Origin of the sequence: Streptomyces tendae, assembly GCF_008632955.1 — a bacterium.
Lineage (GTDB): Bacteria > Actinomycetota > Actinomycetes > Streptomycetales > Streptomycetaceae > Streptomyces.
Window position 1 is genome coordinate 4,659,741 of sequence record NZ_CP043959.1, and the last position, 12,805, is coordinate 4,672,545.

A 12,805-nucleotide genomic window follows, 5' to 3' on the forward strand; every position below is an offset into this window, starting at 1 on the left:
GGGTATCGCTTCTGAGTCACCTTCAGACTGAGGGGGTTGGTCCATTCGTGCAACACGAGCGCACGGGTGAGTCACGTGGGGCGACATCTGAGCGGGCGACGGGCCGCCGACCAGGCACGGAGCCTCCGGCACGGTGGTTGAAAGTCCAACAAGACGTTGGGTCACCGTCCGTGCACCATGTGTGAAGACCTCGATCGCCGTTACGGGACCGTGCAGCGGTGCGCACGGCTCCGCCCGACCGTCGGGACAACGCGCACCCATCGAGCCCCGGGAAAGGTGAACGGCGCATGCTGCTACCCGCAAAAGCCGAAGTTGCCCGGCAGTTGCGTCGCTACCGGGCCTGGGAACGCGTGATGCTGGCCGCCCCACCGACCACACGGTGCGGGCGACCTTCGAGGACTCCGGCTACACCCTGTGCGTGCTGATGGGCAAGCGCTGCGCGCGGGAGGCGGCCGACGCCGCGGAACGGTACCTGCGCACCACTGCCGTCACCTATCTGCAGGAACTGAACGACAGGCCCCGTCCGGCCGCCACGGTCCGGCGCGGTCCGCCGGCCGTCGAGCGGCGCTCCCCGGCGGGAAGGCAATGACCTTCCCGCCTCCCAGTGGTCCCACGCCCGGGCGCCGGCCCGGGTATCGCGAGCGGCGGAGGTGCACAGGCACATGAAGACGACCCGACCATCGGTCGTGTCCGGTACGGGACGTCCGGCCGTCCGTCGACTGCGGCAGACGCCCGGCGAAGGCCGTAGTCGGCGAGGCGTTCGAGGTGACGGCGACCGTGTTCCGGGAGGGGCACGACGCGGTGGCGGCCAACGTGGTGCTGAAGGATCCGGAGGGGCGTCCGGGTCCGTTCACGCCGATGCGGGAGCTGGCTTCCGGCTCGGACCGGTGGGGCGCGGAGGTGGTGGCGGACGCACCGGGCCAGTGGACCTACCGTGTCGAGGCCTGGGGCGATCCCGTGGCGACCTGGCGGAGCGTCGCCACCGTCAAGGTCCCGGCCGGCATCGACACCGGGCTGGTCCTGGAGGAGGGCGCGGACCTCTTCCGGCGCGCGGCGGCCGGGTGCCGCGCGACGCCGGGCAGGACGTGGTCCTCGCCGCGGCCGCGACGCTGCGCGACGACTCCCTGCCCTGTGCCACACGTCTTGCGGCGGCGTTGACGCCGGAGGTGGCGGCGGTGCTGGCCCGGCACCCGCTGCGCGAGCTGGTCACCAGCAGCGACCCGCTCCCCCTGCTCGTCGAACGCGAACGCGCCCTCTTCGGCTCCTGGTACGAGTTCTTCCCCCGCTCCGAAGGCACCCCCGAGCAGCCGCACGGCACCTTCGAGACGGCCGCCCGCCGGCTGCCCGCGATCGCCGCGATGGGCTTCGACGTCGTCTACCTCCCGCCGATCCACCCGATCGGCACGACGTTCCGCAAGGGCCCCAACAACAGCCTCGACGCCGGCCCCGACGACGTCGGTGTGCCCTGGGCGATCGGCTCCCCCGAGGGCGGCCACGACGCCGTGCACCCGCGGCTGGGCAAGCTGGAGGACTTCACCCGCTTCGTCACCCGCGCCCGCGACCTCGGCATGGAGGTCGCCCTGGACTTCGCGCTGCAGTGCTCCCCCGACCACCCCTGGGTGCACAAGCACCCGAGTGGTTCCACCACCGCCCCGACGGCTCCATCGCCTACGCCGAGAACCCGCCGAAGAAGTACCAGGACATCTACCCCGTCGCCTTCGACGCCGACATGGACGGGCTGGTCGCCGAGACCTGCCGGGTGCTGCGGCACTGGATGGACGCGGGCGTGCGGATCTTCCGGGTGGACAACCCGCACACCAAGCCGGTGGTGTTCTGGGAGCGGGTGATCGGGGAGATCAACCGCACCGACCCCGACGTCATCTTCCTGGCGGAGGCCTTCACCCGCCCGGCGATGATGCACACCCTGGCCCAGATCGGCTTCCAGCAGTCGTACACGTACTTCACCTGGCGCACCACCAAGCAGGAACTGACGGAGTACCTGACCGAACTGTCGGGGGACGCCGCCTCCTACATGCGGCCCAACTTCTTCGCCAACACCCCCGACATCCTGCACGCCTACCTCCAGCACGGCGGCCGGCCCGCCTTCGAGGTCCGCGCCGTCCTCGCGGCCACCCTCTCCCCGCCTGGGGCGTCTACAGCGGCTACGAACTGTGTGAGAACACCCCGCTGCGCGAGGGCAGCGAGGAATACCTCGACAGCGAGAAGTACCAGCTCAAACCCCGCGACTGGGACGCGGCCGCCCGCGAGGGCCGCACCATTGCCCCCCTCCTCACCCGGCTCAACACCCTCCGCCGGGAACACCCCGCGCTCCACCGGCTGCGCAATCTCCGTTTCCACCGGACCGACAACGACTCCGTCATGGCGTACAGCAAGCGCAGCGGTTCCGACGTCGTGCTCGTGGTGGTCAACCTCGACCCCCGTCACGTCCAGGAGGCCACGGTCTCGTTGGACATGCCGCAACTCGGCCTGGAGTGGCACGAGTCGGTGCCGGTGCGCGACGAGCTCACCGGCGAGACCTACCGCTGGGGCAGCACCAATTACGTGCGGCTGGAGCCGGGGCGGGCTCCCGCGCATGTCCTGCACGTTCAGCGACCGCCCGCCGCACAGCGAAACGGAGGGCCAGGAACGCCATGACCGTGAACGAGCCAGTGCCGGACACGTTCGAGGACACACCGGTCAGGGACCGGGACCCGGAGTGGTTCAAACGCGCCGTCTTCTACGAGGTCCTCGTCCGCTCCTTCCAGGACAGCAACGGCGACGGCGTCGGTGACCTGAAAGGCCTGACCGCCAAGCTGGACTACCTGCAGTGGCTGGGCGTCGACTGCCTGTGGCTGCCGCCCTTCTTCAAGTCGCCGCTGCGCGACGGCGGTTACGACGTCGCCGACTACACCGCCGTCCTGCCGGAGTTCGGTGACCTCGCCGACTTCGTCGAGTTCGCGGACGCGGCGCACCAGCGGGGCATGCGCGTGATCATCGACTTCGTCATGAACCACACCAGCGACGAGCACCCGTGGTTCCAGGAGTCCCGGAAGGACCCGGACGGCCCCTACGGCGACTTCTACGTCTGGGCCGACGACGACCAGGGCTACGCGGACGCGCGGATCATCTTCGTCGACACCGAGGCGTCGAACTGGACGTACGACCCGCTGCGGAAGCAGTACTACTTCCACCGGTTCTTCTCGCACCAGCCGGACCTGAACTACGAGAACCCGCGGGTGCAGGAGGAGATCCTGGCTGCCCTGCGCTTCTGGCTCGACCTGGGCATCGACGGGTTCCGCCTGGACGCGGTCCCCTATCTCTACGCGGAGGAGGGGACGAACTGCGAGAACCTCCCGGCGACGCACGCGTTCCTCAAGCGGGTCCGCAAGGAGATCGACACCCAGTACCCGGACACGGTCCTCCTCGCCGAGGCCAACCAGTGGCCCGAGGACGTGGTCGACTACTTCGGCGACTACGCCGCCGGCGGCGACGAATGCCACATGGCCTTCCACTTCCCCGTCATGCCCGCATCTTCATGGCCGTCCGCCGCGAGTCCCGCTACCCCGTCTCCGAGATCCTCGCCAAGACCCCCGCCATCCCGTCGAACTGCCAGTGGGGCATCTTCCTGCGCAACCACGACGAGCTGACCCTGGAGATGGTCACCGACGAGGAACGCGACTACATGTGGGCCGAGTACGCGAAAGACCCCCGCATGCGCGCCAACATCGGCATCCGCCGCCGCCTCGCCCCGCTCCTCGACAACGACCGCAACCAGATCGAACTCTTCACCGCCCTGCTGCTGTCCCTGCCCGGCTCGCCGATCATCTACTACGGCGACGAGATCGGCATGGGCGACAACATCTGGCTCGGCGACCGCGACGCCGTCCGCACCCCCATGCAGTGGACCCCGGACCGCAACGCCGGCTTCTCCTCCTCCGACCCCGGCCGCCTCTACCTGCCCACGATCATGGACCCGGTCTACGGCTACCAGGTCACCAACGTCGAAGCCTCCATGGCCTCACCGTCGTCGTTGCTGCACTGGACCCGGCGCATGATCGAGATCCGCAAGCAGAACAAGGCGTTCGGCCTCGGCTCCTACACCGAACTGCCCTCCTCCAACCCCGCCGTCCTCGCCTTCCTCCGCGAATACGAGGACGACCTCGTCCTCTGCGTCAACAACTTCTCCCGCTTCTCCCAGCCCACCGAGCTCGACCTGCGTGAGTTCGACGGACGGCACCCGGTGGAGCTGTTCGGCGGGGTGCGCTTCCCGGCCATCGGCGAACTGCCGTACCTGCTGACCCTCGGGGGCCACGGCTTCTACTGGTTCCGGCTCACCCGAGTCGCATCCCGCATCGGCCGACGACTGTGAGCGTGTGCCGGCGAGAGGAGGCGTCACCATGACGAAGACCGCATTCCTGCGCCCGCGGAGCGCGCCCGCCGAGTCAATGGATTCGCTCGCCGGGCTGCTGCGCGAGTGGCTGCCGCTGCAGCGCTGGTTCGCGGGCAAGGACCGCCCCGTCACCGATCTCGGTGTGCTGTCCATGACCGAGCTGTTCCCGGGCTGTCTGCACGTACTGGTGCACGCGGCGCACGGCGGTGTGCCCGCCCCCGGGGGCACCACGCCCGCCGGTGACTGCTACCAGCTCCTGCTCGGGGTGCGGGAGCGTCCCTCGCCGCGTCTGGGCAAGGCGCTCATCGGCACCGTGCGGGACGGGCGGCTGGCCGGCCTGACGGTCTACGACGCCCTCCAGGACCCGCGCGCCGCACAGCTGCTGCTGGAGCGGCTGCGCCGGCCGGGTACGGCGGGCCCGCTGCACTTCGAGGGCGACCCGGCCCAGCAGGTGCCGGCCGGTCTGGTGCCGCGGGTGCTGAACGCCGAGCAGTCCAACTCCTCGCTGGTGTACGGCGACGAGTACATCCTGAAGGTCTTCCGGCGCATCCAGCCCGGCGTCAACCCGGACCTGGAGGTGCCCGGGGCGCTGGCCCGGCAGGGCTGCCACCGGGTGCCCGCGCCGGTGGCGTGGCTGCGCACCACGCATCCGTTCAAGGCGACGCTCGGCGTGCTCCAGCCGTATCTGCGCAACGCCGCCGACGGCTGGACGCTGGCCCTCGACGCGCTCGCCGCCGGGGACGACTTCACCGCGCAGGCGCACGCCCTCGGCCGCGCGACGGCGGACGTGCATCTGGCGCTCTCCTCGGCGTTCCCGGTCGGGGCGCCCGGGGAGAACGGTCACACGGCGGCGGCGATGACCGAGCGGCTGACCGCCGCCGCGCACGCCGTCCCCGCACTCCAGCCGTACGTGCCGGGGCTGCGCGGCGCCTTCGCCGCGCTCACCACCTGCGACGCCGGGCCGCCCGCCCAGCGCATCCACGGCGACCTGCACCTCGGCCAGGTGCTGCGGGCGGGACGCGAGTGGTTCGTCATCGACTTCGAGGGCGAGCCGTCCCGGCCGCTCTCCGAACGGCGCAGCGCCCACTCCCCCGTGCGGGACATCGCGGGGATGCTGCGCTCCTTCGACTACGCCGCCCGCCAGCGCCGCCCCTGGCGTCCGGAGTGGGCGCGGCGCTGCCGCGAGGCCTACTGCGCGGGCTACGCGGCCCGCGCCGGCTGGGACCCGCGCAAGAAGCACGGCCTGCTCCGCGCCTACGAGACGGACCGGGCCGTGTACGAGGTGCTGTACGAGGCCCGGCACCGACCCGACTGGCTGCCCGTACCGATGGCGGCGATCGAGCGCCTCGCCGTGAGAGGAGACTGAGCCGTGGCCCTGCACGAGACCCCGCTGCCCGGATCGGGCGGGCCCGCCCCGTCCGCCCCCGCGCCCGGAACGACCGCCCCCGCCCTCGACCCGCACGACCGGGGCCGCCTGCTGGCGGGGGCCCACCACGACCCGCACGCGCTGCTGGGCGCCCACCCCGTGCCCGGCGGCATCGCCTTCCGGGCGCTGCGCCCCTTCGCCCGCGAGGTGAGCGTGGTCGTCGACGGCGAGGCCACGCCGCTGGTGTCGGAGGGCGAGGGCCTGTTCTCCGGCGTGCTGCCGCTGGACGCGGTCCCGGCGTACACGCTGGCGGTGGCCTACGGTGACGACGCGCCGCAGGAGACGCACGACCCGTACCGGTTCCTGCCCGCGCTCGGCGACTTCGACCTGCACCTGATCAGCGAGGGCCGGCACGAGGAGCTGTGGACGGCGCTCGGCGCGCACCCCATGAACCACCAGGGCGTGACCGGGACCCGGTTCACCGTGTGGGCGCCCAACGCGCTCGGGGTGCGGGTCGCCGCGGACTTCACGTACTGGGACGGCACGGCGTTCCCCATGCGCTCGCTGGGCTCGTCCGGCGTGTGGGAGCTGTTCCTGCCGGGCGTCGGCGAGGGCACCCGCTACAAGTTCGAGATCCACTCGCGCCACGGCCACCGGTTCCTCAAGGCGGACCCGATGGCCCGCCGTACGGAGGCGCCGCCGAACACCGCGTCGGTGGTCACCGCCTCGCACCACCGGTGGGGCGACGACGAGTGGCTCGCCCGGCGCGGGGACACGCCCGTGCACGAGGCGCCGTTCTCGGTGTACGAACTGCACCTGCCGTCGTGGCGGCCGGGGCTGACGTACCGCGAACTCGCCGAGGTGCTGCCGGCGTACGTGAAGGACATGGGTTTCACGCACGTGGAGCTGATGCCGGTCGCCGAGCACCCGTACGGGCCGTCCTGGGGCTACCAGGTCACCGGCTTCTACGCGCCGACCGCCCGGCTCGGCACCCCCGACGACTTCAAGTACCTGGTCGACGCGCTGCACCGGGCCGGCATCGGCGTGATCATGGACTGGGTGCCCGCGCACTTCCCGCGCGACGACTGGGCGCTGGCCCGCTTCGACGGGGAGCCGCTCTACGAGCCCGGTGACTCGCGGCGCGCGGAGCATCCCGACTGGGGGACGTACACCTTCGACTACGCCCGCACCGAGGTGCGCAACTTCCTGGTCGCGAACGCCGTGTACTGGTGCCAGGAGTTCCACATCGACGGGCTGCGGGTCGACGCGGTCGCCTCGATGCTCTACCTCGACTACTCGCGCGAGGACGGCGGCTGGGAGCCCAACGCCTACGGCGGCCGTGAGGACCTGGCCGCGATGGCGTTCCTCCAGGAGATGAACGCCACCGTGTACCGGCGCTGCCCCGGCGTGGTGACCATCGCGGAGGAGTCCACGGCGTGGGGCGGGGTGACCCGGCCCACCGACACCGGCGGCCTCGGGTTCGGGCTGAAGTGGAACATGGGCTGGATGCACGACTCGCTGGAGTACGTCGCCCACGAGCCGGTGCACCGCAAGTACCACCACCACGAGATGACGTTCGCGATGGTGTACGCCTACAGCGAGAACTACGTGCTGCCGATCTCCCACGACGAGGTGGTGCACGGCAAGCAGGCGCTGGTGTCGAAGATGCCCGGCGACTGGTGGCAGCGGCGGGCGAACGTCCGCGCCTATCTCGGCTACATGTGGGCGCATCCCGGCAAGCAACTGCTGTTCATGGGGCAGGAGTTCGCGCAGGGAGCGGAATGGTCGGAGAAGGCGGGCCCGGAGTGGTGGCTGCTGGACGAGGGATACCACTCGGCGGGTGACCACCGCGGGGTGCAGGACCTGGTCCGGGACCTCAACTCGCACTACCGGGACCGTCCCGCGCTGTGGCAGCGCGACACCGACCCGTCCGGCTTCCGCTGGGTCGCGGTGGACTCCGCCGACGACAACGTCTTCGCGTTCCTGCGGTACGACGCCGAGGGCCGGCCGCTGCTCGCGGTGTCGAACTTCTCCCCCGTGGTCCGGGACGACTACCTGCTCGGGGTGGGCGACGACGTGATCGCCTGGGAGGAGGTCCTCAACACCGACGCCGCCCGCTACGGCGGCTCGGGCGTGGGCAACCCGGACCCGGTCAAGCCCGAGGACGGGCAGGTCCGGCTCACCCTTCCCCCGCTCGCGACGGTGTGGCTGGCACCCGCCCCGCTGTGACGCCCCCGCGTCCGCGCCCGGTGGCGCCCCGGTGACGTCCCAGGTGTTCCGCGGCCCGCGCGGGGCATGCGGGTCGTACGGCCGAGGGCTGCTCGGCGTCGACGCGGCAGGGAGCGGAAGGGCGAGCATCACGTGCGCACCGTGGGAGTGGAGGAGGAACTCCTCCTGGTCGATCCGGAGACAGGCGAACCGCGGGCGATGTCCGCGGCGGTCCTCGCCCGCGCCGAGCGGGACGACGCCGGGCAGGACGTCTTCGAGAAGGAACTGCACGAGCAGATGGTGGAGTTCGCCACACATCCGCAGTCGTCCATGGAACGCCTGCACGCGGAGATCGCCCGCTGCCGCAAGGAGGCCGCGGGCCATGCCGAGTCGATCGGCTGCACGGTCGCCGCGCTCGCCACGTCGCCGCTGCCGGTCAGCCCGTCGGTCGGCGTGAACGAGCGGTACCGGTGGATGGAGGAGCAGTACGGCATCGCCACCCGGGAGCAGCTCGTCATGGGCTGCCACGTCCACGTGTCGGTGGAGTCCGACGAGGAGGGCGTCGCGGTGCTCGACCGGCTGCGGCCGTGGCTGGCGGTGCTGACCGCACTGAGCGCCAACTCGCCGTTCTGGCAGGGCAAGGACTCGGGCTACTCCAGTTACCGCAGCCGGGTCTGGCAGCGCTGGCCGTCGGCGGGCCCGACCGAGATGTTCGGCTCGCCCGAGCGCTACCACCGGCGGGTCGCCGAGATGGTCGCCACCGGCGTCATCCTCGACGAGGGGATGGTCTACTTCGACGCGCGGCTGTCGCAGCGGTACCCGACGGTGGAGGTGCGCGTCTCCGACGTCGCCCTGCACGCGGAGACCGCGGGACTGATCGCCACGCTCACCCGGGCGCTGGTGGAGACGGCGGCGCGGGAGTGGCGGGACGGCCGGGAGCCGGTCGACCCGGGGGTCAGCCTGCTGCGGCTTGCCGCCTGGCAGGCGGCCCGCTCGGGCCTGACCGGGGAGCTGCTGCACCCGGAGACCATGCGGCGCATGCCCGCCGAGTCGGTCGTCCGCGCCCTCCTCGACCACACCGCGGACGCCCTGACCGACCACGGCGACCTGGACCGCGCCCGCGAGGGCTGCGAACGTCTGCTCCGTGACGGCAACGGCGCCATGATCCAGCGCGATCTGCTGCACCGCACGGACAGCCTCCGTGACGTGGTCACGGAATGCGTCCGTCACACGCAGGAGTAAGCGCCCGGCGGCGGTGCCGCATCCCCAGCTCCTCGGTGCGGTCGTACGCCGCGGTGCCGCCCTGGTGCCCCGGAGAGCTTCATGGTTCAGGGCGCCAGACCTCCGTCCTCGGGGGCTCCGCCCCCGAACCCCTGTTCGCGCAGTTCCCCCGCCCCCCTGTAGGCGCACTCCGCCAAGGCGTCGCGAAGGGGCGCGGGGAACTGCGCGACCAGCTCTCACCCGCACGTACGCGATCACCTGGGTCTGCCGGCTGCCCGGCGGACCCCCGTGGCGGGCCATGCCGAACCCGGCCGCCTGCACGGGGGTGCCGGCGGCTGCCGCGGCCGCCGGTCAGATGAGCAGGGTGATGGCGTAGACCAGGAAGAACGCCGCGATGAACGCCACCACGACGAGGATCGCGGTCAGGGGGCCCTTCGCCCAGCCTTTGGACGGGTTGTGGGACAGGTCGTAGGGACCCGCCTCGGGCATGCTGCTCTCCGCGGGCGGGGTCTCGCCCGGTGGGACACCACCACCGCTTCGAGGCCGGTGGTACGTTCCGGATCGGGATCGGGATTGACGTAGGTCATGGGGACCGGGTCCCAGAAAGCGCCCAGATCATCAGTGCGGACACACTTGAGGTGATCCGGCGCGGGGCCGGTCGGGCTCGACTAGATTCAGGCACCGCCACGCCCCCGTGCTCGTGAGGAGCAGTGCATGCGCGACTCCGCTCTCGCTCCGCCGTCCGCCCCGCCCCTGACCGGCGGCCTCGCCGACAGCCTGTTCGCGAGGGCGGCCGAGAGCCCGACCCTGCCGGTACTCGCCCGCCGCATCGGTCCGGCCTCCGCCACCTGGGAGGAGGTCACCGCCGTGGAGTTCCGCGACGAGGTCGTCGATCTCGCCAAGGGCCTGATCGCGTCCGGGATCTCGCCGGGCACCCGGGTCGCCATCATGGCGCGCACCCGCTACGAGTGGACGGTCCTGTGCCACGCCCTGTGGACGGTGGGCGCCGAGGTCGTGCCGATCTACCCCACCTCCTCTCGGGAGCAGGTCGAGTGGATCCTGCGCGACTCCGGCGCGGTCGCCGTGCTGGTCGAGGACGAGCAGAGCGTGATGACGGTGGGGTCGGTGTGCGCCGCGCTGCCGCGCCTGCGGCACGTGTGGCAGCTGGACGCGGGGGCGCTGGAGCAGCTGGCGGCGCGCGGCGAGGCCATCCCGCCGGCCACGGTCGACTCGATGCGGCGCATCGTGCTGCCGGACGCCACGGCCGTGGTGGCGTACACCTCCGGCACCTCGGGGCACGCCATGGGCTGTGCCCTCAGCCACCGCGGGCTGGCCTTCATCTGCGACACGCTGCTGGAGGGCTGGGGGCATGTGGCGGCGGCGCCCGGCGAGCAGGGTTCCGTGCTGGCCTTCCTGCCGTTCTCGCACGTCTACGGGCTGATGATCCAGAGCCTGTGCGTCCGCGGCGGCCTGCTGATGGGGCACGAGCCGGACCTCGGTGCGGACGCGCTGTCCTCGGCGCTGCGCACGTTCCGGCCGACCTATCTGTACGCGGTGCCGTCGCTGCTGGAGAAGATCTACAAGAACTTCCTGCGCGCCTCGCAGCTGTCGGGGCGCGGGGCGCTGTTCGAGCGGGCCGCCGGCACCGCCCGGGACTTCGCGGCCGCCACGGAGCGCCAGCGTCTCGGACGCGGCTCGGGGCCGGGTCTCGACCTGCGGATGCAGCACGCCCTGTACGAGCGCACCGTCTACCGCAAGCTGCGGGCGACGCTCGGCGGCCGGGTGCGGCGGGCCACCTCCGGGGGGTCGCCGCTCAGTCGCGACCTGTCGCTCTTCTACGAGGGCATCGGCATCTACGTGCACGACGGTTACGGCCTCACCGAGACCAGCGGCGGGGTGACGATGCAGCCGTACGGCCGGGAGAAGTCCGGCACCGTCGGGCAGGCGCTGCCGGGGACCGCGATCCAGGTGGCCGAGGACGGGGAGATCCTGGTGCGCGGGCCGTCGGTCTTCCAGGGGTACGTGGGCGATCCGGCCGCCACCCGGGCCACGCTGCGCGGCGGCTGGCTGGCCACGGGGGACCTCGGCCGGCTGGACACGGAGGGCTATCTCACGATCACCGGCCGCAAGAAGGACATCATCATCACCACCAGCGGCAAGAGCGTGGCCCCGGCGGCGCTGGAGCAGCGGCTGCGGATGCATCCGCTGGTGCACCAGGCCGTGGTGGTGGGCGACAACCGTCCCTGCGTGGGCGCGCTGATCACGCTGGACCCGGACTTCCTGGCGGACTGGCGGGCGGCGCTGTCGCTGCCCGGCGACGCCCCGGCCCGGGAGGCGCGCGAGGAGAACGCGCTGCGGGAGGAGATCGGGCGGGCGGTCGCCGCGGCCAACAGCAGCGTCTCCCCTTCGGAGTCGATCCGGGTGTTCCGGGTGCTGCCGGAGCCGTTCGACGTGACCAACGGTCTGCTGACGCCGTCGATGAAGCTGCGCCGGGACGAGATAGTGCGGCGGTACGCGCTGGAGATCGACGCGATGTACCAGTCCCGCAGGCGGCCGGAGCGTACGCCCGTGCCGGAGGAGTCGTCGGCCTGGGACGACGCGGACAACGTGTTCCGCTGAGCGCGCGCTGCGGCGTGTGGTGTTTGTGACCACACGCTGTCGGGCATGCGGGCGCGTAGGCTCCGCCCGCACGGGAACCCAATGATCGGGGAACGCACAGGAGCAGCAACGACCGCCCCGGTTGACGGCCGGGGCCTGGAAGGCGACATGGCACCCGAGTCGCGTAGGGACAGAACACTGGCCGGCGAGGAGATCACGAGCCGCATCGCCAGCTTCCCGGGGGAGCTGCACGATGTGACGGACGCACGCCTGGTCGCGGAGGACTTCCTCTTCGACCTGGCCCGGGCGTCGGCACCGACGGCCCCGGAGCACTGGGACGACATACTTCTGGTGGTCACGGAGCTGGCCGCCAACGCGGTCCAGTACGCCCCCGGGCCGTTCCAGTTGCGGCTGCGCCGCACGTTCGACGGGGTGCACGTGGTGATGCACGACACCAGCACCACCGAGCCCGCCCCGCGGCCGTTCCACCCGCACAGCGGCGGGGGCGGCATCGGATGGCATCTGATCCACACCCTCTGCGACCAGGTGAGTGTCGTGACCGACGAGCGCGGCAAGGACATTCACGTCTTCCTGCCGTGGTGAGCGGGCCCGGTCTGCCGTGGTATGCGGGCCCGCCTCCCGGCGGTCAGCCGGCCGGACGCCGCGGGCGGGCAGCGCGCGGTAGTAGTCGCCGACGGCGGTGAGATAGGTGAGGTCCATGGTCTCGCTGTCGGTGCGGAAGCGAGGGCGGCCTTCAGCTCGCCCCTGGTGCAGGACACCGTCAGCTTCCGCTCGGCGGTGTCGACGGCGGCGACGACGCCGACGGGCACCAGCAGACTGCGGCCGAACACCCACACTCCGGTGTCGACGACGAGGTGCGCCATGCCGTGATGGCCGGCCTGACGGTCCACATGGCCGACGGTGCCGTCGCTCGCGACGACGCTCCATCCCGTCAGGTCCTCCCCGCGGACGTGGTCCAGGTCCCGCGCGTACGACCAGATGCTGTCGGTGGGCACTGCTGC

Annotated in this window: 5 protein-coding genes and 5 pseudogenes; 8 read left to right on the top strand and 2 right to left on the bottom strand. The window is 71.7% G+C overall.

Features of this window, described 5'->3' with window-relative positions; all coding sequences use genetic code 11:
- The first annotated feature begins 287 nt into the window (after positions 1-287).
- From F3L20_RS21400 to F3L20_RS21425, 6 genes and pseudogenes are all read left to right on the top strand, one after another.
- Positions 288-589 (top strand): annotated as a pseudogene (locus F3L20_RS21400) (DUF5133 domain-containing protein).
- A gap of 101 nt (positions 590-690) precedes the next feature.
- Positions 691-2,655: pseudogene (locus tag F3L20_RS21405) on the top strand (alpha-1,4-glucan--maltose-1-phosphate maltosyltransferase); the annotation flags it as partial.
- Positions 2,652-4,369 (top strand): annotated as a pseudogene (gene treS / locus F3L20_RS21410) (maltose alpha-D-glucosyltransferase). The pseudogenes F3L20_RS21405 and treS, both read left to right, overlap by 4 nt.
- A 28-nt stretch (positions 4,370-4,397) precedes the next feature.
- Positions 4,398-5,756, top strand: a complete 1,359-nt coding sequence (locus F3L20_RS21415) for a maltokinase N-terminal cap-like domain-containing protein (protein WP_150155744.1) — start codon at positions 4,398-4,400, stop codon at positions 5,754-5,756.
- 3 nt (positions 5,757-5,759) lie between these two features.
- Entirely contained in the window at positions 5,760-7,985 is a 2,226-nt protein-coding gene (glgB, locus tag F3L20_RS21420) for a 1,4-alpha-glucan branching enzyme (RefSeq protein WP_150155745.1), read from the top strand.
- Between the two features lie 132 nt (positions 7,986-8,117).
- Complete coding sequence (locus F3L20_RS21425) at positions 8,118-9,206, top strand: glutamate--cysteine ligase 2 (RefSeq protein ID WP_150155746.1); 1,089 nt, start codon at positions 8,118-8,120, stop codon at positions 9,204-9,206.
- Positions 9,207-9,536: 330 nt separating this feature from the next.
- On the opposite strand, the pseudogene F3L20_RS21430 reads toward F3L20_RS21425, so the two are convergent.
- Positions 9,537-9,772, bottom strand: a pseudogene (locus tag F3L20_RS21430) (DUF6480 family protein).
- Between the two features lie 127 nt (positions 9,773-9,899).
- Between F3L20_RS21430 and F3L20_RS21435 the strand changes: the two are divergent.
- Positions 9,900-11,804, top strand: coding sequence for an AMP-dependent synthetase/ligase (locus tag F3L20_RS21435; RefSeq protein WP_150155747.1), 1,905 nt, complete (start codon positions 9,900-9,902; stop codon positions 11,802-11,804).
- Between the two features lie 147 nt (positions 11,805-11,951).
- Positions 11,952-12,386 carry an ATP-binding protein gene (locus F3L20_RS21440; RefSeq protein WP_145825735.1) on the top strand — a complete coding sequence of 145 codons (435 nt, stop codon included), beginning with the start codon at positions 11,952-11,954 and terminating at the stop codon, positions 12,384-12,386.
- Between the two features lie 45 nt (positions 12,387-12,431).
- Here the strand turns inward: F3L20_RS21440 and F3L20_RS21445 are convergent.
- Positions 12,432-12,799 (bottom strand): annotated as a pseudogene (locus F3L20_RS21445) (PRC-barrel domain containing protein); the annotation flags it as partial.
- Between the last annotated feature and the right edge of the window lie 6 nt (positions 12,800-12,805).

Bases quoted from the DNA above. Each gene is read 5' to 3' on its own strand.
- F3L20_RS21415 (WP_150155744.1), top strand. From the start codon at position 4,398: ATGACGAAGACCGCATTCCTGCGCCCGCGGAGCGCGCCCGCCGAGTCA.
- F3L20_RS21435 (WP_150155747.1), top strand. From the start codon at position 9,900: ATGCGCGACTCCGCTCTCGCTCCGCCGTCCGCCCCGCCCCTGACCGGC.
- F3L20_RS21440 (WP_145825735.1), top strand. From the start codon at position 11,952: ATGGCACCCGAGTCGCGTAGGGACAGAACACTGGCCGGCGAGGAGATC.